The organism is Streptomyces sp. NPDC001351 (genome assembly GCF_042896045.1).
In the GTDB taxonomy this organism is placed as follows: domain Bacteria; phylum Actinomycetota; class Actinomycetes; order Streptomycetales; family Streptomycetaceae; genus Streptomyces.
The window spans coordinates 110,894-129,426 of sequence record NZ_JBIAWS010000001.1 but is presented as its reverse complement, the minus strand read 5'-3'; the positions used below and the strand labels follow the sequence as shown (position 1 = coordinate 129,426).

Sequence of the window (18,533 nt, the reverse complement as noted above, 5' to 3'; positions counted from 1 at the left end):
CACCCTCGCGATGATCTTGCTCAATTCCCGGGGACAACCCACCAGTTGTGGATAACTTCGTCCCTCACACGGGTGAGAGCACAGGAGCGCGGAGCCGTCAGCGCGGCGAGACCACGACCCCCAGCAGGCCGGGCCCGGTGTGCGCCCCGATCACCGCCCCCACCTCACTCACATGAAGGTCGGCCAGCCCCGGCACCCGCGCCCTGAGCCGGTCAGCGAGGGCCGACGCCCGCTCGGGGGCGGCAAGATGGTGGACGGCGATGTCCACCTGGGCGCTGCCGGCGCGATCCGCCACGATCTCCTCGAGGCGGGCGATCGCCCTCGACGCCGTACGGACCTTCTCCAGAAGCTCGATACGTCCGCCGTCCAGCTGCAGCAGCGGCTTCACGGCGAGCGCGGAGCCCAGCAGCGCCTGCGCGGCGCCGATCCGGCCGCCGCGGCGCAGATAGTCGAGGGTGTCGACGTAGAAGTAGGCGGATGTGCCGGAGGCTCGCTTCTCCGCGGCTGTGACGACCTCGTCCACCGTGCCGCCCGCCTCCGCCGCCTCGGCCGCGGCGAGCGTGCAGAACCCGAGCGCCATCGCGACGGCCCCGGTGTCCACCACCCGCACCGGCACCGGCGCCTCACGCGCCGCGAGTACCGCCGCGTCGTACGTGCCCGACAGCTCGGCGGAGAGGTGGAGGGAGACGATGCCGGTGGCGCCGGACTCGGCGACCTTGCGGTAGGTCTCGGCGAAGAGCTGGGGGCTGGGGCGCGAGGTGGTGACGGGGCGCCGCTTCTGGAGCGCCTGGGCCAGGGAGCGCGTCGAGATCTCGGTGCCCTCGTCCAGTGCCTGGTCGCCGAGGACCACGGTCAGGGGCACCGCTGTGATGCCGTGGCGCTCCATCGTCCGCGGCGGCAGGTAGGCCGTTGAATCGGTGACGATCGCGACATGGCGGGACATGAGCTGGAGGTTACCTGCCGTAGCGCCGTGACGGCAGCCCGGCCCCTCTCGCCTGGTCTGCCCTTGACCGGATCAAGTAGTGCTCTCGGGGCGGGGCTTCTTCTGCCAGGGGTAGGCGGGGCGTCGCCCCGGCGGGGTGATGGCGGGCCGCGCCGGCTCCTCGGCGGTGCGGGACCGGGGCCCGTCGGGCCAGGTCTGCCGGGACGCTTCGGCGTCGGCGGCCGGGGCCTCGGGCCACGGCGGCGGGGTGGACGCGGGCTCCGCTTTCGTCCAGTGCCGCAGGGCTCCCGCCTCGACGTCTATTTGCGCGCTCAGCGAGTCCAGGTCGTCGTCGGCGAAGCGGCGGGCCCGGTCGCGGACCGCCCAGCGCAGTGCGTCCGCCGACTGAACGATGCGCTCGGTGCGCTCCCGCAGGGCGGGCAGCCGCTCGGCGAGCGTCGTGCGGTCCGGCTCGGCCTCCAGGCGCTTGAGATCGCCGTCCAGTTCCTGCCCGTGCACGTTGAGGCGCTCGAAGAGGCCGAGGGACTCCTTGAGGGACTCGTCCTCGGCCGCGCCCGCGTGCAGCGCGTCCTGCGTGGCACGCATCGACGTGCGCAGCTTCAGCCGCAGTTGGGCCAGCTCGCCCGCCGCTCCGGGCTGGGCGAAGGACTTGGCCCGCAGGGTGTGGTCCTCGACGGTGCGGCGGGCCTGGGTGATCGTGCGGTCCACGCCGCGCTTGGCGGCGCCGACGGCCTTCGCCGTGGCGTAGGCACCGAGTACCAGGAAGAGCACGAAGAGCAGGGCGAACACTGCGATCACTGCTTCCACCGCTCCTCCTCCGACGGTCGCGACACATCCCGCGTCGCTCTTCCACGGTAAACGAGGCGGGCAGGCCCGGAGTTCCAGAAGAACCCCGAACCTGCCCGTAGGGGACTACCCCGAGGCGCTCGCCCCGGGCCGCCTGCGATGCCTAGGCCGGAACGATGTTGACCAGCTTCGGCGCCCGCACGATCACCTTGCGGATCCCCGCGCCGTCCAGCGCCGCGACGACCTTCTCGTCGGCCAGCGCGGCCTTCTCCAGCTCCTCCTCGGAGATGGCCGGCGAGACCTCCAGCCGCGCCTTGACCTTGCCCTTGATCTGCACCACGCAGGTCACGGACTCGTCGACGACATACGCCGGGTCGGCGACCGGCAGGTCCTGGTGGACCACCGAGTCGGTGTGGCCCAGCTTGCGCCACAGCTCCTCGGCGATGTGCGGGGCCAGCGGAGCCACCAGCAGCACCAGGGCCTCGGCGACCGAGCGCGGCACCGCTCCGCCCGCCTTGGTCAGGTGGTTGTTCAGCTCGGTGATCTTGGCGATGGCGGTGTTGAAGCGCAGGCCCTCCAGGTCCTGGCGGACGCCGTCGATCGCCTTGTGCAGGGCGCGCAGCGTCTCCTCGTCGATGTCGGCGTCCTCGACGTCGACGACGGTGACCTCGCCGGTCGTCTCGTCGACGACGTTGCGCCACAGCCGCTGCAGCAGCCGGAACTGGCCCACCACCGCGCGCGTGTCCCACGGCCGCGACACGTCCAGCGGGCCCATCGCCATCTCGTACAGGCGCAGCGTGTCGGCGCCGTACTCGGCGGCGATCTCGTCCGGAGTGACCGCGTTCTTCAGGGACTTGCCCATCTTGCCCAGCAGCCGGGAGACCTTCTCGCCCTGGTAGTAGTAGGCGCCGTCGCGCTCCTCCACCTCGGCGGCCGGCACCGCGATGCCACGGCTGTCCCGGTAGACGTAGGCCTGGATCATGCCCTGGTTGAACAGCTTGTGGAACGGCTCCGCGGAGGAGACGTGCCCCAGGTCGTACAGAACCTTGGACCAGAAGCGCGCGTACAGCAGGTGCAGCACGGCGTGCTCGGCGCCGCCCACGTACAGGTCGACACCGCCGTGCGGCTGGCCCTCGCGCGGGCCCATCCAGTACTGCTCGATCTCCGGGTCGACCAGCTGCTCGCTGTTGTGCGGGTCCAGGTAGCGCAGCTCGTACCAGCAGGAACCGGCCCAGTTGGGCATGGTGTTGGTCTCGCGGCGGTACCGCTTCGGGCCGTCGCCCAGGTCCAGCGTGACGTTGACCCAGTCCTCGTTGCGGGACAGCGGGGTCTCCGGGGACGTGTTCGCGTCGTCCGGGTCGAAGGTGCGCGGTGAGTAGTCCTCGACCTCCGGCAGCTCCAGCGGCAGCATCGACTCGGGCAGCGAGTGGGCGATGCCGTCCTCGTCATAGACGATCGGGAAGGGCTCGCCCCAGTAGCGCTGACGGCTGAACAGCCAGTCGCGCAGCCGGAAGTTGACGGTGCCCTCGCCGATGCCCTTGCGCGCCAGCCACTCGGTGACGCGCGCCTTGGCCTCGACGACGCCCAGGCCGTCCAGGGACACGCCCTCGCCCACGGAGTTGACGATCTTCGCGTCGTAGGAGTCGAAGGCCTCGTCCCAGGTGGACGTGTCCGTACCGCGGCCGTCGGTGGGCTCGACGACACAGTTGATCGGCAGCTCGAAGGCGCGCGCGAACTCGAAGTCACGGCTGTCGTGCGCCGGTACGGCCATGATCGCGCCGGTGCCGTAGCCCATCAGGACGTAGTCGGCGATGAAGACCGGGACCTGCTCGCCGTTGACCGGGTTGGTCGCGTACGCGCCGATGAAGACGCCGGTCTTGTCCTTGGCCTCGGCCTGCCGCTCCACGTCGGACTTGGAGGCGGCCTGCGCGCGGTACGCGGCGACGGCCTCGGCCGGGGTGGCGTGACCGCCGGTCCACACCTCGTGGGTGCCCTCCGGCCACGCGGCCGGGGTGAACTTCTCGACCAGCGGGTGCTCGGGGGCCAGCACCATGTAGGTCGCGCCGAACAGGGTGTCGGGGCGCGTGGTGAAGACCGTGATGTTCTCGCCGTCGATCGGGAAGTCGACGCGGGCGCCCTCGGAGCGGCCGATCCAGTTGCGCTGCTGCAGCTTGATGGCCTCGGGCCAGTCCAGCGCCTCCAGGTCGTCCAGCAGCCGGTCGGCGTAGGCGGTGATGCGCATGTTCCACTGGCGCAGCTTGGCCTTGAAGACGGGGAAGTTTCCGCGCTCGGAGCGGCCGTCGGAGGTGACCTCCTCGTTGGCCAGCACGGTGCCCAGGCCGGGGCACCAGTTGACCGGCGCGTCGGAGGCGTACGCCAGGCGGAACCCGCTCAGGACGTCGGCACGCTCCGTGGCGCTCAGCTCGTGCCACGCGCGCGTGTGTCCCGGTACGGCGCGCTCACCGGTCTCGAACTGGGCGATCAGTTCCGAGATCGGGCGGGCCTTGTCCGCCTCGTCGTCGTACCAGGAGTTGAAGATCTGCAGGAAGATCCACTGGGTCCACTTGTAGTAGTCCGGGTCGATCGTGGCGAACGACCGGCGCTTGTCGTGGCCCAGACCCAGCCGGCGCAGCTGGGCCTTCATGTTCTCGATGTTGGCCTCGGTGGAGACCCGCGGGTGCGTGCCGGTCTGCACGGCGTACTGCTCGGCGGGCAGGCCGAAGGCGTCGAAGCCCAGGGTGTGCAGGACGTTGTGGCCGGTCATGCGCTGGAAGCGCGCGAAGACGTCGGTGGCGATGTACCCCAGGGGGTGGCCGACGTGCAGGCCCGCACCCGAGGGGTACGGGAACATGTCCATGATGAACTTCTTGGGCCGGGCGACGACCTCGGGGTCACCGGCCAGGTCACCCTTGGGGTTGGGCGCGGCGTAGGTGCCCTCGGCGTCCCAGAAGTCCTGCCAGCGTGCCTCGATCTCGGCCGCCATGGCGGCCGTGTAGCGGTGCGGCGCTGCCGCCTCGGCGGCGGCAGCGGGGTTCGTCTCGCTCATGATCCTTAAGCTCCATCGATCGTCTCTGCCAGCAGCGGTGTCGTTCGAGAAACGAAAAATCCCCTCGCACAGGAGGGGACGCCGCGCCGATTCCGACCATCCGATTCGCCCGGTGGTCGGGACTGATCAGCGCGGCCCGCTAAGCAGAAGGCGTACAGCACGCATGGCGTTAGGGTACCGCAGCGCTTGAGCACGATGCGACGCGCTTCCGTATGCCTCCTTGGCACCACTGTCATCACCCGACAAAAGCTGAACCAAGGTCAAAAGTTACTTCGCGTAACACCCACTACCGGGACATCGCAACGAGCGCGTTGTCCTTGGATAACAACGCAATAACTCAAACCTCGTACCGATCGGTATGGAGCCACTTAGAGTTCGGCAGCGGGACCGCCTTCCCGAAACTGCTTCGGAGTTGCCCCCATGAACCCTCGTCGTAGTAACACCTCGCTCCCCAAGCCGGGCCGGTCGGCCTATGGGGTGGCGTCGGCTGTCGTACTGCTGCTCATACCCGTCGTCGTGCTGCTCGGAGGCGGGTGGCTGCAACAGTTCCTGAACTTCGGTGCGGGCGTCCTCTCGCTCGTCTGTCTGACCTGCTCGGTGATCTGGGGGCTGGTGGCCCAGGACCGGCTCATCCTGAACACGCGCCAGCGGATCATCGCCCAGGGCATCCACCGGGTGACGGCCGTCGGCTCGATCGCGTTCCTGCTGGTGCACATCACCGTCAAGCTGGCACTCGACCACACGGTGCTGATCGCCGCACTGATCCCCTTCAGCCTCGGCGTCAAGGGCAGCGCGGGTCTCATCGGCCTCGGCTCGCTGGCCGGACTCCTCATGATCTTCGTGGGCATCACCGGTGCCCTGCGCAACCAGTTCGCCTCCCCGGCGCCGGTCGCGGCGCGCTGGCGCGCCATGCACGCACTGGCCTACCCCGCCTGGTGCTCGGCGCTGGTCCACGGCCTGTTCGCGGGCCGCGCGGCGAAGCCGTTCTTCATGATCTCCTACGAGCTGTGCCTGGTCGCGGTGGCCGCCGCGCTCGCCCTGCGGGCGGCTCCCCGGCCGTTCAAGCGCCGGGTCGCCGACCGGCTCGCCGCCCTCCTGGGCAACGAGCCCGGCTCGTCCCGCGCCGAGGAGCTCGAAGCGAGCCGCGCACGGGTCGGCGAGACCTCCTCCGCACTGCCGGGCTACGAGAACGCGCGGGCGCCGAAGCCGTCCCCCGCCGACACGATGACGACGCCCGCAGCGGCTTACTACGACGCTCCCGCCGCCCGCACCATGACCCCGGAGCCTGCCAACGGCTTCGCGGCCGCCTACCGCGCCGTCACGCCCCAGCAGCGCGGCCAGCAGCCCTACGCGGCCGACCAGACCGCCCGCATGGACCTGCCCATGGACATGCAGCCCACGGAGGCGATCCCGCGCATGGACGGCGGCGGCAGCACCTCGGGCAGCTGGCCGGTCCCCATGCCCCCGCCGGTCGGCGAGGCACCCCCGTCGGCGTACGACCCGATGCAGGACACCGGATACAACATCCCGGCCTATGGCAATTCGGGCACCGCGGGATACGGCGGAAGTGACGTGTACGACACCGGTGAGACAAACACCCTCTACGGCACGTACAACCCGAACGACACGTACAACAGCGGTCCCGCCAATGAACCAGCGCCCGGTGCCTCCTTCGACGCACCGGGTTCGGGCGAACCTTGGAACACGCCTTCCGGAGGCTATAGGTGAACGAGGCCCTGCCCGACGTCCCAGAAGTCCGCGTGGTCGGACTTCCGCAGCTCACGTCTGGCTTCGACCTTGTCGAAAGACTCGATCTGCCCATGCACCTCAAGGTGCACGGGCCGCTCGAACCGCTCGGCGGCGAGCAGCTCGCGAAGCTCGCCGAGAACATCAACCTGAAGGGCCGCGGCGGCGCGGGCTTCCCCTTCCACAAGAAGCTGCGCTCGGTCGCCGAAGCGGCGATCAAGCGCGGCGTACGGCCGGTCGTCGTCGTCAACGGAAGCGAGGACGAGCCGGCCTGCCGCAAGGACACGGTGCTGATCAACCGTGCCCCGCACCTCATCCTGGACGGCGCGCTGCTGGTCGCGGAGGCGCTGGGTGCCCGCACGCTCGTGGTGGGGGTCACCCGTGAGTCGACACAGCGCTCCATGGAGGCCGCGCTCGCCGAACGCGGCCTGAACAACGGCCGCCGCTCGGTTCTACGCGCGCGCGTGCAGCGCAATCCCATCCGCATGGTGACCGGAGCGGCGGCCTCGCTGATCCGGTCCATCGACGGCGGCCCGGCGATCCCGCCCGGCCGCAAGGTCAGCGCCTCCCAGAACGGCGTCGGCGGCGCACCCACCCTGCTGTCGAACGCCGAGACCTTCGCCCAGCTGGCGATCGCCGCCCGCATCGGCCCGGAGCGCTACGGCAACACCGGCCTGTACGACGAGCCGGGCACCGTCATGCTGACGGTCTCCGGCGCGGTCGCCCGCCCCATGGTGATCGAGGTCCCCACGGGCGTCCCGCTGCGCTACGTCCTCCAGCTCGCCGGCGCCCCGCCCGTCCCGCAGGGCGTGCTGACCGGCGGCTACCACGGCAAGTGGATTGACGCGGCGACGGTCAACGAGGCGATCGTCTCCCGCAACTCCCTGGACGCGGTGGGCGGTGCGCTGGGTGCCGGCGCGATCCTGCCGATCAGTCAGGAGACCTGCCCGCTGGGCGAGTCGCTGCGCGTGGCGCAGTGGCTGGCCGAGGAGAGCGCGGGCCAGTGCGGTCCCTGCTACCTCGGCCTGCCCGCTGCCGCACGCGGTATGGCGGACATCCTCAACGGCGGAGGCCCGGCCGCCCTGGAGGCGCTCAAGCAGGTCGCCAAGAACGTCAAGCGGCGCGGCGCGTGCTCGCACCCGGACGGCTCCGCGATGTTCCTGGAGTCGACCATCAAGGCGTTCACCGACGACCTGGCCGCGCATGTCCTCGGAAACGGCTGCGGACGGCCCGTGGAGGGCGTTCTGCCGCTCTTCGAGGGCGGTCAGATGCCTACGGGCATCCCGGGCGGCGGCGAGCCCGTGGAGAACGGCCCAAGCCGTCAGAAGATCTACGTCGACTGGACGCTGTGCCGCGGCCACGGCCTGTGCGCGGACATCCTCCCGGAGGTGTTCGAGCTCGGCGCCGACGGCTTCCCGACCGTCGCCCAGGCGCAGGTGCCGCGCTACGCGGAGGCCAAGGCCCTGCGCGCGGTGCGCCGTTGCCCGGCGCTGGCCCTGCGCATCGAGGAGGAGACACCCCGGGACCGGGCGCCCTCCCGCAACCTGCCGGTCCTCTCACAGGGCCGCGGGCGGCGCGCACTGGGCCGCTGAGCCGACGTCAGAAGGGGGGCCGCCCGCGCCGGGCGGCCCCCCTTCCGCACAACTGCCCCCGAAAACACGAAGATCCCGCCGGATCGAAACGATCCGGCGGGATCTTGATTGTGGAGCTAAGGAGAATTGAACTCCTGACCTCCTGCATGCCATGCAGGCGCTCTACCAACTGAGCTATAGCCCCTTGCTTGGTCCTCCGGGGTTTCCCCCGGCGGCGACGCCAACATTACACGGTCCACCGGGTGGAACACCAAATCGTTTCCGTCGGCCCCGGGCAGGGCCGACGGCGTCAAGCGGTGACGAAGGAGTAGAACCGCTTGAGCGTGCAGTGCTCCTCCAGGAGGCGGCCGTAGATCGGCTCGCCCTCCAGCTCGCGGTACGTCTCGATCGGGTCGCCCTTTATGATCAGCGCCCGCGCGCATTCCTCGCACCAGTACTGGTAGTCGGGGTTGACCGGCTCCATGTCGCGGACGATCGGCGTACCGCTGCCGCACCAGTCGCACTTTCGCCTGTGTGCACCCATCGATCAGCTCCAGCTGTGGCCGCAGGCCGTGCACACGTAGGAGATTCCGCCGTTGTCGCCGAGAACTTGGGCGACATGGACGGAACCGCAGGAAGGGCAGCTCAGACGGGTGACCGTGTCCCGTGTCGACGCCGCTTCGAGGAGGTGGCCGACCTCCTCGAGGATGCTCGCAGGCATCACTGCTCCCTCCCGTCGGGCCGCGCCCCCTTCCGGCCGTTTGATTCTGCCACGGCCGGACCAATACGGTCAGCGACGCCTCAGTACCAGTCCGGACACGGCGCCTTCCCAGAGGTATACGCCTCCCGGGCCGAAGTGACTCAAGCCGGTGCCGGAACACGAAAAATCCCGCCCCCTCTGGGGACGGGATCTTCGTCGACCGTTCTGTGGAGCTAAGGAGAATTGAACTCCTGACCTCCTGCATGCCATGCAGGCGCTCTACCAACTGAGCTATAGCCCCTCGTCCGGCCCCCGCTTGGCGGGGCGAACGAGTAGAACTCTAGCCTGCGACCTGCCGGAAAGTGAAATCCGGGTGTGCGGACCGCCGGGCGTCAGTCGTCGTCGCCGAGCACCGGCTCCGGGAGCGTGCCGGCGTTGTGCTCCAGCAGGCGCCAGCCGCGGGCTCCCTCGCCCAGGACGGACCAGCAGCAGTTCGACAGACCGCCCAGGCTCTCCCAGTGGCGGGCCTCCAGGCCCAGGAGGCGGCCGATGGTGGTGCGGATCGTCCCGCCGTGGCTGACCACGACGAGCGTGCCGGCGTCGGGGAGCTTCTCGGCGTGCCGCAGCACCACGGGGGCGGCGCGCTCGGCCACCTCGGTCTCCAGTTCGCCGCCGCCTCGGCGGACCGGCTCACCGCGCTTCCACGCGGCGTACTCCTCGCCGTACCGCTCGATGATCTCCTCGTGCGTCAGGCCCTGCCAGACGCCCGCGTAGGTCTCGCGCAGGCCCTCGTCGTGGGTGACGTCCAGGCCGGTGAGCACGGCGAGCTCGGCCGCCGTGTGCGCGGCGCGCTGGAGGTCGGAGGCGACGATCGCGTCGGGCTTGAGGGAGACGAGCAGCCGGGCGGCGCGGCGGGCCTGGGCGAGGCCCGCCTCGGTGAGTGCGACGTCCGTGGTGCCCTGGAAGCGGCGCTCCACGTTCCAGGACGTCTGGCCGTGGCGCCACAGGATGACGCGGCGTCCGCGGCCCGCCCGGCCCGCGGACACTTCACCGGTGGCGCTCATCACCACTCACCGCCCAGGTCGGCCGCCTCCTCGGCAGCCCGCAGCTTGGCGTGCTCCTCGGCCTTGCCTCGGGTGGCCTTCGCGTCGGCGGGCAGCTCCAGCTCGGGGCAGTCCTTCCACAGCCGCTCCAGGGCGTAGAAGACGCGCTCCTCGCTGTGCTGGACGTGGACGACGATGTCGACGTAGTCGAGCAGGACCCAGCGGGCCTCGCGGTCGCCCTCGCGGCGCACCGGCTTGGCGCCGAGCTCCTTGTTGAGCCGCTCCTCGATCTCGTCGACGATCGACTTGACCTGGCGGTCGTTGGGTGCGGAGGCCAGCAGGAAGGCGTCCGTGATCGACAGGACGTCGCTGACGTCGTAGGCGATGATGTCGTGCGCGAGCTTGTCGGCGGCCGCCTGCGCGGCGGTGGTGATGAGCTCGAGAGAGCGGTCAGTGGCGGTCACTACGTGGCTTTCCGGTCGGCGGTCACTTGACACCAAGGGTCTCACGGACCACCGACAGCACCCCACGTGATTAAGGGATCACGTGGGGCGGCCCGGGCCGGCCAGGACGACTACGGCTTGTAGTCCCGGCCGAGGATCACCGAGACGTTCGCGTTGCCGGTGGCCTGGCCCTTGGTGACCGAGGCTGCGGGCAGGCCCAGGGTCTTGGCGACCTCGGCGGCGTTCTCCTTGTCGGCGGCGTCGGTGTAGACGACCTTGGACGTGGCCGCGGGGGCCGGGGCGGTGCCGCCCTCCAGGAAGGTGAAGCCGCCGTTGAGGAGGACCACGCGGGCCTTCTCTGTGTTGTCCTTCACACCGCTGGCGTTCTGCACGGAGACCCGGACCCCCGAGCCCTGGTCGGGGCTCTTCGCGGTGCCGCCGAGGACGTCCTTGACCACACTGGCGCTCGCCTGCTCGCTCAGCGTGCCGTCGTTCTGGACGGGCAGCAGGGCGGTCTTGTAGTCACCGCCCTTGGCGAGGTCGGCGAGCTTGGCGAGGAAGGTGCCGAGGTCCTTGTCGGTCAGGGAGGGGTCCAGGATCTGCGCCAGCGTCTGCACGGTGGTGGTCGCCGCCGTCGGGTCGGAGGACAGCTTGCGCAGCGTGGCCTGCATGACCTGGCCGAACCGCTCCAGCTGGGCGTTCTGGGCCTCGCCGGAGGCGCGGTAGGTGGCGTAGGCGACGGCCATCTTGCCGCTGAGGGTCTGGTCCTTGCCCTGGTGGACGAGGGGCGCGCTGCCCTTCTTCGTGGCGTCCGGGTCGGGTACGTCGGCGTTGGTGTCGAGGTCGATGTTGCCGACGAGGTCGACGAGGTTCTGCAGGTAGGGGGTGTCCAGCCGCCAGGTGCCCTCGATGTTGGTGCCGAGAACCGTGTCGAGGGCGTCGCGGGTGCCGGAGGAGCCGTCGTCCTCGACCGACTTGGCGAGGGTGGAGGTGTTGCCGTCGTCGTCGGTCAGGGCAAGGGAGTTGGGCAGCAGGACGGTGGTGCCCTGCTTGGTGGTGGTGTTGTCGACGAGCAGCGCCGTGGAGGTGCCGCCCTTCTTGGTGTTGTGCAGGTGGACGACGATCACGTCGCGGTTCTGGGCGCCCGCGGCCGTCGTGGTGCCGCCCTTCTTGGAGCCGGGCGACGTGAGGCCCGGCAGCTTCCCGGCGTACCAGAGGTAGCCGACGCCGCCGACCGCGACCAGGGCCAGGACGACGACGAGGGCGATCATGCGGCTGCGGGCGCGGCGCTTGGCCTCCTCGCGGCGCTCGGTGCGGTTCTCGGTGAAGTTCAGCCAGTCGATGACGTCCTCGGACTCGGCGTCCGGGTCCTCGACGAAGGCGAACTGCTCGGTGCGGTAGTCCCGTTCGGACCGGGGCGGGGCCTTCTCGCCCGGGGCGGGCTCCGCCGGTCCGGCCTGCTGCGGGATGTAGGCGGTCTGCTCGGCGACGACACGGGGCTGCTGACCGCTCGCCGCGGCCTGCCCGTAGGGGTCGTACGGCGCCCCGGGCGCACCGCTGTGCGAACCGGCGCCGTAGGGGTCGTAGGAGGGCACGGGCGGCTGCTGGCCGGTGCCGTAGGGGTCGTACTGCTGCGGGACCGGCTGCTGGCGGCCGGTGGCGTACGGGTCGTACCCGTAGCCCTGCTGCTGCCCATACGGGTCGTACGGCTGCTGGGGAGCCTGTTGCTGCGGGGCCTGCCGGTAGACGGGCCGGCCGTACTCGTCGTAGCCGACGAGTTCGTACTGGTCCTCGTGGTCGCCGCCGTAGCCCGCGTCGTATCGGTCGTTCACCGGTGCCCCTCTCGGCTCACTCGCCGCGGTACAGCTCGCGCTTGTCGATGTAGCGCACGACTCCGTCCGGCACCATGTACCAGATGGGGTCTCCCTTGGCGACTCTCGCACGGCATTCGGTGGAGGAGATGGCCAGCGCGGGAACCTCCACGAGAGAGACACCACCCTCCGGGAGGCCGTGGTCGGTCAGGTGGTGGCCGGGGCGGGTGCACCCGATGAAGTGCGCGAGGGAGAACAGCTCATCGGTGTCCCGCCAGGTCAGCAGCTGGGCGAGGGCGTCGGCGCCGGTGATGAAGAACAGGTCCGTGTCGGGGTTGAGCGCGCGCAGGTCGCGCAGGGTGTCGACCGTGTAGGTGGGGCCGCCGCGGTCGATGTCGATACGGCTCACCGAGAACTGCGGGTTCTCGGCGGTCGCGATGACCGTCATCAGATAGCGGTCCTCGGCCGGGGAGACATGGCGGTGGGTCTTCTGCCACGGCTGTCCGGTCGGGACGAACACCACCTCGTCCAGGTGGAACTGCGCGGCGACCTCACTGGCCGCCACGAGGTGCCCGTGGTGGATCGGGTCGAACGTTCCGCCCATGACGCCCAGGCGGCGCTTGCCCGGGTTCGACGGCCCGTTGCCGGGGCCGCTCGTCGGGCGGGGTTCCGTGCCGATCGTCGCGTCCTTCGCCGGACCGGTAGGCATGTCCTGCTCTCCCATGCGTGCAGACCCTACCGGCCCGGCCTGAGGGCACCGGCCCGAGGATGACCGAAGTGCCCTGGTATGGGCACCGGGCGCATCAGCGGTCGCGGTTGAAACGGGTGGTGATCCACAGCAGGAGCAGCAGGATGAACAGCGCGCTGCCACCGGTGACGTAGGGGCTGAGGCTCTCGTGGTTGCCGCCGTGCTCCTCGCCCTCGGCGGCAAGGGTGACCAACTGGGCTGCGGCGCTGTGGAAGCTCATCTCGGCAGGACCTATCCGGTGTGGGCGGGATAAAGATGTCGGCCCATGGTAAGCGGGGGCCTGCCCGGCGATCACCCCGACTCCGCTGTCGGGGAACCCGGCGCGGTCGTCAGTCGTCCTTCTGCTTGTAGCCCCGCAACAGGAACCACCCGGTCAGCGCGCAACCCACCATCATCACGATCAGTACGACCCGGAGCAGATTCCCCGGCCCTTGGTGCGGGGCGGCGCTCGCGGCCTCGGCGAGCCAGGCGGCCGCAGGGGTGTGCTCCATGGTTTCGGACTCCTTCGGTGTAGTGCCCGTCCACGGTAACTCCGCCTAGGCTGGGGCTCGCTTCGGGGGCGCAAAGGGCCGCACAAGGGTCCGCAAAGGGCCACTACACGCACATGGGGGAAGACATGTCCGACGACGGCCACCACGAGCACAACGGACACGAGAACGTACCGAGCAGGCAGCGCAGGCGTTTCCCCGGGATCTCCTCGCGTGCGTACGAGCACCCGGCCGACCGCAGCGCGCTGGTGGCGCTGCGCAAGCTGAGTGGCTTCGACACGGTCTTCAAGGCGCTCAGCGGGCTGCTGCCCGAGCGCAGCCTCAGGCTGCTGTTCCTGTCCGACTCGGTGCGCGTCTCGGACCAGCAGTTCGCGCACCTCAACGACATGCTGCGGGACGCCTGTTACATCCTGGACCTGGAGAAGGTCCCGCCGATGTACGTCAACCAGGACCCGCAGCCGAACGCGATGTGCATCGGCCTGGATCAGCCGATCATCGTCGTCACCACCGGGCTCGTCGAGCTGCTCGACGAGGAGGAGATGCGGGCGGTCATCGGCCACGAGGTGGGCCACGCCCTGTCCGGGCACGCGGTGTACCGCACGATCCTGCTGTTCCTGACCCAGCTGGCGGTCCGGGTCGCCTGGATCCCGCTGGGCACCATCGCGATCATGGCGATCGTGACGGCACTGCGCGAGTGGTTCCGCAAGTCGGAGCTGTCCGCGGACCGGGCGGGACTGCTCGCCGGGCAGGATCTGCAGGCCTCCATGCGCGGCCTGATGAAGATCGCGGGCGGCAACCATCTGCACGAGATGAACGTGGACGCGTTCCTGAAGCAGGCCGAGGAGTACGAGGAGAGCGGCGATCTGCGCGACTCCGTGCTGAAGATCCTGAACCTGCTGCCGCGCTCGCACCCGTTCACCACCATCCGGGCGGCCGAGCTGAAGAAGTGGTCCGAGTCCCGGGACTACCAGCGGATCATGGACGGCCACTACCCGCGGCGCACCGAGGACAAGGACACCTCGGTCTCGGACTCGTTCCGGGAGTCCGCGGCGAGCTACGCGAGCAATGTGAAGAGCTCCAAGGACCCGCTGATGAAGCTGGTCAGCGACATCGCCGGCGGGGCCGGGGGCATCGGCGGGCGGGTACGGCGCGGCTTCGACGGCTTCACCGGCTCGGCTCCCTCGCAGGAGCGGCCGCCGCAGGACGAGCCGCCCAGGGACACCCCGCCGCGGGACGAGGACTGAACCGACGGTTCGGGGCCGGCGGGGACGGCGGCGCCCCGCCGGTCGCTCACACCTTGGGCTGCGCGCCGGGGGCCAGGGAGCCGCAGAGAGCCGTGGCGCCGCCCGTGGCGTAGGGGTCGGTGCCCGCGGGGCCGCCCGCCTTGGCCGTCTGTCCGGCCAGCAGCGGGTGGAAGTGGTTCGTCGAGTCCTCGGCGCAGGACAGCGGGCCGGCCTGGACGTAGGAGACGACGAGCTGGGCCTGGTGCAGGCGCAGGTCGTCGCGGTCGAAGCGGAAGTGCAGCTCGCGGCGGACGGTGAACAGGGATGCGGGGGCCTTGGCGTCGGCGCCGGTCGCCTTCAGCGCGTAGACGAAGGTGTGGTCCGCGGTGACCTCCAGGGTGGCCGAGTCGGTCTCCGCGGCCTGCAGCGTGCCCTGGACGCGGATCCTGCTGTCGGCGAGCTGGGCGCGGGTCTGGTCGAAGCGAACCAGCCATCCGGTGGGCTGGTGACGACCGTCCGCCGTCGGGTGCTCGAAACTCTGGTCGAACTGGTCGAGTTGGCTGCCGTCGAGCAGGACGCGCGCGGCGCGGACGTCCTGGCTGCTGAGCACCTCGGGGTAGAGCGAGGAGCGGACTATGTAGTCCTTGGCGGTGGTCAGGGCGGCCACCACCTGGCTCTCCGAGAAGTGCGCGGTGCGCCGCTCGGCGGGCAGCGGTATGCCCTCGGCGCCGACGCGGAACTGCGCGGCGGGGCTGTGCGCGTACAGGTACTCGGGATCGGCCGCGCCCGGCACCTTGCCCTGCGGGGAGAGGGGTATGACGGTCATCCGCAGGGGCTCGACGGGCTGCCGGGCCGTGGCGCTCTGGTAGGGGTGCCGTACACCCATGTAGATGGCGGTGCCGAAGGCCACCGCTATCAGCAGGACCAGGATCAGCGCCTGCCGGGACAGGCCTCTGTGCAGCGGCGGACGGCGGCGCACGGCGGGCGCGTGGTCGGCCATGCGCTCCTGCGCGGAGAACTCCTGGAGGCGGGCAGCACGGACGAACGACTCGTCGAACACGACGGATCGGTATTCGTCCTCTCCTCCACCGCCGGGGGCGCCCTCGGGTGTCCCCTCAGGTGGGTCTCCAGGCCCTCCCATATATTCAGGGTAGGTCTCCGGAAGCCCCGGTAAACGCCCTGGTACACGACAACTTCTGACAGGTTCTCACCAGGTTCGAAAGTGAGCGCGAAGGGGGCGCTCGGGCCGCCGGTCAGGGGGTCGGCGGGATGACCGAGAGCGCTGGCTGAGAGTTGTCGGCGGAGGCGGAGGGCGGCGGCGCGCTGCCCTGTTCCAGGCCGGTCGAGGCGGGCGGCGGCGGCCCCTGGTCCCTGCTGCCCGTGGAGCCGCGGTAGACCGCGGTGAAGGCCAGCGCGACCATGCCTATGCCCATCACGAGGGCGAGCATCCAGGCGACCGGGCGGTGCCAGCGGATCTGTTTTCCGTACGTCCCCGAGGCGCCGTAGCGGCCTTCCAGGATGTCGGTGTCGTCCGGGTCGTCGAACTCGGGATCATGGCCGAAACCGGAGGGTTCGTATCCCTCCTCGTACCGCTCGCCCCTGCCGTGGGCCCGGCGCGCTTCCGCCTCGGAGGCCTCCGCTCTCGCCTGGGCGGCGGCAAGGAGGCGTTCGACGGCGGTCGGCTCGTGCACCACGGCCGCCCGTACGAAGGCCTCGTCGAAGACCACGGAGGCGAACTCTTCGTCCGACACCCCGCGGTCGTGGTCGTCGTCGGGCTCCCAGCCGTCAGGGAACGGCGTGCCCCCCACGTCCTCCGGCACGGGATCCAGAGTAGACCTGGGGGGTCAATTTGGGCAGACGGTATGGAAATTCATCCGCCTTGTGAGACACCTCTCGTGCGGCACAGCCGCCCGGGAGGGCGCTGTCTCAGCGCCGGATGTGTCCGTCGCCGGTGACGATGTACTTCGTGCTCGTCAGCTCCGGCAGCCCCATCGGGCCGCGCGCGTGCAGCTTCTGCGTGGAGATGCCGATCTCCGCGCCGAAGCCGAACTGGCCGCCGTCGGTGAAGCGGGTGGAGGCGTTCACGGCGACGGTGGTGGAGTCGACGAGCTGGGTGAAGCGGCGGGCGGCCTGCTGCGAGGTCGTCACGATCGCCTCGGTGTGACCGGAGGTCCACAGCCGGATGTGCTCGACGGCCTTGTCCAGGGAGTCGACGACGGCGGCGGCGATGTCGTAGGAGAGGTACTCGGTGTCCCAGTCCTCCGGGGTGGCCTCGACGACGGTCGCCTTGGAGTCCTTCGCGTACGCCAGCACCCGCGGGTCGGCGTGCACGGTCACGCCGGCCTCGGCGAGGGCGTCCAGGGCGCGCGGCAGGAACTCCGGGGCGATGTCCTGGTGGACCAGGAGGGTCTCGGCGGCGTTGCACACGCTGACCCGCTGGGCCTTGGAGTTGATCAGGATGTCGATCGCCATGTCGAGGTCGGCGTTCGCGTCGACGTAGACGTGGCAGTTGCCGATGCCGGTCTCGATGACGGGGACGATCGACTCCGTCACGACGGTCTGGATGAGGGAGGCGCCGCCGCGCGGGATGAGGACGTCGACCAGGCCGCGGGCGCGCATCAGCTCGCGCACGCTCTCACGGCCCTCGCCGGGTACGAGCTGTACGGCGTCGGCGGGCAGTCCGGCACCGCCCACGGCGTCCCGGATGACCCGGACGAGGGCGGTGTTGGACTCGTAGGCGGAGGCCGAGCCGCGCAGCAGGACCGCGTTGCCGGACTTCAGGCAGAGGGCGGCGGCGTCGACGGTGACGTTCGGGCGGGCCTCGTAGATGATGCCCACGACGCCGAGCGGGACGCGGACCTGGCGCAGGTCGATGCCGTTCGGGAGGGTCGAGCCGCGGACGACCTCGCCGACCGGGTCGGGCAGGGCGACGACGTCACGCACGTCGGAGGCGATGGCACGCACCCGCTCCGGGGTGAGCGTCAGCCGGTCGATGATGGCCTCGCTGGTGCCGGCCTCACGGGCCTTGGCGATGTCCTTGGCGTTGGCCTCGACGATCTCGCTCGTACGGACCTCCAGGGCGTCCGCGATGGCGGCCAGCGCGTCGTCCTTGACCGCGCGCGGCAGCGGGGCGAGGTCGGCGGCGGCGGCCTTGGCGCGGTAGGCGGCCCGGTTGACCGGGGACATGGAGTCGTACGGCGAAAGCGTGGTCATGAGGGAAGGGTAGTGCGCCGAGCGGGCCCGTTCAGCAGCCATTCCAAACCCCGAGACGCACCTTTTTGCGCCTAAACCGGCGCCGCTCTCGCGGACGTGGTTGCTCTCCGTGGGGGTTCCTCAATCAATGGTTGCGGTCCGTGGTCGGATCAAAAGGGGTGTACGCCGACGGGTGTGGCGGGCGCCGGGCCGTAGCCCGCCGCTATCCGCTGGTGGTAGGTCTCGCGGTCGATGACCTCCAGGCCGACGATCTCCCAGGGCGGCAGCTTGGCGGTCTGGCGGTGTTCGCCCCACAGGCGCAGGGCGACGGCGGCCGCGTCGTGGAGGTCGCGGGCCTCCTCCCAGTAGCGGATCTCCGCGTGGTCGCCCGCGTACCGGCTGGTCAGCAGAAAGGGGTGGTCGTGGGCCAGCTGCTCGAGGCCGCGCCGCACCTCGTTCAGGGGGGCCTCCTCGCCGGAGACGCTGAGGGTGACGTGCCACAGGCGCGGCAGGTCGGCCGGCTCCTCGTACCGGTCGCCGGCCGCGACGCTGGTCAGGGCGCGCTCCTCGCCGGCCGCGCGGGAGGGGGCGCCGTCACGGGACGCCGCCGCCCCTGGGCGCACTCGTCTCACGACGGCCTCCTTCACGCAATGATCGACTGGCGGACGTGCGGAATGTATCCCTGAGACAAAGTTGAGCAGGCCGCAAGGGCTCGTGGGGCGGTTTTGCGGAACGTCCACCTCAGGACGGGTCGATTTGCGGGGCGTTCCCCCCGTTTTCGGCCGTAGGACGC

18 protein-coding genes and 2 tRNA genes are annotated in these 18,533 nt (G+C 70.4%); 3 read left to right on the top strand and 17 right to left on the bottom strand.

Features of this window, described 5'->3' with window-relative positions:
- Positions 1–97 precede the first annotated feature (97 nt).
- From ACFY1U_RS00565 to leuS, 3 genes are all read right to left on the bottom strand, one after another.
- Entirely contained in the window at positions 98–943 is an 846-nt protein-coding gene (locus ACFY1U_RS00565; RefSeq protein ID WP_390691944.1) for a DegV family protein, read from the bottom strand.
- A gap of 72 nt (positions 944–1,015) precedes the next feature.
- Positions 1,016–1,750 (bottom strand): hypothetical protein, encoded by a 735-nt coding sequence (locus ACFY1U_RS00560; RefSeq protein WP_390691943.1) that lies wholly within the window; start codon positions 1,748–1,750, stop codon positions 1,016–1,018.
- A 142-nt stretch (positions 1,751–1,892) separates the two neighbouring features.
- Positions 1,893–4,775: a leucine--tRNA ligase gene (leuS, locus tag ACFY1U_RS00555; protein WP_390691942.1), complete on the bottom strand. Its 2,883-nt coding sequence runs from the start codon at positions 4,773–4,775 to the stop codon at positions 1,893–1,895.
- A gap of 420 nt (positions 4,776–5,195) precedes the next feature.
- Between leuS and ACFY1U_RS00550 the strand changes: the two genes are divergently transcribed.
- Both ACFY1U_RS00550 and ACFY1U_RS00545 read left to right on the top strand, forming a co-directional pair.
- Complete coding sequence (locus ACFY1U_RS00550; RefSeq protein WP_390691941.1) at positions 5,196–6,503, top strand: cytochrome b/b6 domain-containing protein; 1,308 nt, start codon at positions 5,196–5,198, stop codon at positions 6,501–6,503.
- The gene (locus tag ACFY1U_RS00545) at positions 6,500–8,113 is read left to right on the top strand and encodes an NADH-ubiquinone oxidoreductase-F iron-sulfur binding region domain-containing protein (protein WP_344402458.1); all 1,614 of its coding nucleotides are present in this window, start codon (positions 6,500–6,502) and stop codon (positions 8,111–8,113) included. Before ACFY1U_RS00550 ends, ACFY1U_RS00545 begins: the two co-directional genes overlap by 4 nt.
- Before the next feature lie 111 nt (positions 8,114–8,224).
- On the opposite strand, the gene ACFY1U_RS00540 is transcribed toward ACFY1U_RS00545, so the two are convergent.
- From ACFY1U_RS00540 to ACFY1U_RS00495, 10 genes are all read right to left on the bottom strand, one after another.
- Positions 8,225–8,297 (bottom strand) — tRNA-Ala (locus ACFY1U_RS00540).
- Between the two features lie 105 nt (positions 8,298–8,402).
- Complete coding sequence (locus ACFY1U_RS00535; protein ID WP_003976229.1) at positions 8,403–8,636, bottom strand: hypothetical protein; 234 nt, start codon at positions 8,634–8,636, stop codon at positions 8,403–8,405.
- 3 nt (positions 8,637–8,639) lie between these two features.
- Positions 8,640–8,813 carry a hypothetical protein gene (locus ACFY1U_RS00530; RefSeq protein ID WP_107057459.1) on the bottom strand — a complete coding sequence of 58 codons (174 nt, stop codon included), beginning with the start codon at positions 8,811–8,813 and terminating at the stop codon, positions 8,640–8,642.
- Positions 8,814–9,020: 207 nt separating this feature from the next.
- A tRNA-Ala gene (locus ACFY1U_RS00525) sits at positions 9,021–9,093 on the bottom strand.
- Positions 9,094–9,184: 91 nt separating this feature from the next.
- Positions 9,185–9,856 (bottom strand): histidine phosphatase family protein, encoded by a 672-nt coding sequence (locus tag ACFY1U_RS00520; RefSeq protein WP_390691940.1) that lies wholly within the window; start codon positions 9,854–9,856, stop codon positions 9,185–9,187.
- The gene (rsfS, locus tag ACFY1U_RS00515) at positions 9,856–10,299 is read right to left on the bottom strand and encodes a ribosome silencing factor (RefSeq protein WP_115908209.1); all 444 of its coding nucleotides are present in this window, start codon (positions 10,297–10,299) and stop codon (positions 9,856–9,858) included. The genes ACFY1U_RS00520 and rsfS overlap by 1 nt, the downstream gene beginning before the upstream one ends.
- Before the next feature lie 110 nt (positions 10,300–10,409).
- Positions 10,410–12,110 (bottom strand): LytR C-terminal domain-containing protein, encoded by a 1,701-nt coding sequence (locus ACFY1U_RS00510; RefSeq protein WP_390691939.1) that lies wholly within the window; start codon positions 12,108–12,110, stop codon positions 10,410–10,412.
- 16 nt (positions 12,111–12,126) lie between these two features.
- Positions 12,127–12,813 (bottom strand): nicotinate-nucleotide adenylyltransferase, encoded by a 687-nt coding sequence (gene nadD / locus ACFY1U_RS00505; RefSeq protein WP_390691938.1) that lies wholly within the window; start codon positions 12,811–12,813, stop codon positions 12,127–12,129.
- 79 nt (positions 12,814–12,892) lie between these two features.
- A complete protein-coding gene (locus ACFY1U_RS00500; RefSeq protein ID WP_099928839.1) occupies positions 12,893–13,057 on the bottom strand; it encodes a hypothetical protein in 165 nt (54 codons plus the stop codon).
- A gap of 109 nt (positions 13,058–13,166) precedes the next feature.
- Positions 13,167–13,328 (bottom strand): hypothetical protein, encoded by a 162-nt coding sequence (locus tag ACFY1U_RS00495; protein ID WP_344402465.1) that lies wholly within the window; start codon positions 13,326–13,328, stop codon positions 13,167–13,169.
- A gap of 125 nt (positions 13,329–13,453) precedes the next feature.
- Here ACFY1U_RS00495 and ACFY1U_RS00490 point away from each other — a divergent pair, with 125 nt between their 5' ends.
- The gene (locus ACFY1U_RS00490; RefSeq protein ID WP_390691937.1) at positions 13,454–14,569 is read left to right on the top strand and encodes a M48 family metallopeptidase; all 1,116 of its coding nucleotides are present in this window, start codon (positions 13,454–13,456) and stop codon (positions 14,567–14,569) included.
- Positions 14,570–14,615: 46 nt separating this feature from the next.
- Here the strand turns inward: ACFY1U_RS00490 and ACFY1U_RS00485 are convergent, their stop codons facing one another.
- From ACFY1U_RS00485 to ACFY1U_RS00470, 4 genes are all read right to left on the bottom strand, one after another.
- Entirely contained in the window at positions 14,616–15,689 is a 1,074-nt protein-coding gene (locus ACFY1U_RS00485; protein ID WP_390691936.1) for a hypothetical protein, read from the bottom strand.
- Between the two features lie 112 nt (positions 15,690–15,801).
- Positions 15,802–16,368, bottom strand: a complete 567-nt coding sequence (locus ACFY1U_RS00480) for a hypothetical protein (protein WP_390691935.1) — start codon at positions 16,366–16,368, stop codon at positions 15,802–15,804.
- A gap of 106 nt (positions 16,369–16,474) precedes the next feature.
- Positions 16,475–17,761 carry a glutamate-5-semialdehyde dehydrogenase gene (locus tag ACFY1U_RS00475; RefSeq protein ID WP_390691934.1) on the bottom strand — a complete coding sequence of 429 codons (1,287 nt, stop codon included), beginning with the start codon at positions 17,759–17,761 and terminating at the stop codon, positions 16,475–16,477.
- A gap of 149 nt (positions 17,762–17,910) precedes the next feature.
- The gene (locus tag ACFY1U_RS00470) at positions 17,911–18,363 is read right to left on the bottom strand and encodes a hypothetical protein (protein WP_390692812.1); all 453 of its coding nucleotides are present in this window, start codon (positions 18,361–18,363) and stop codon (positions 17,911–17,913) included.
- Between the last annotated feature and the right edge of the window lie 170 nt (positions 18,364–18,533).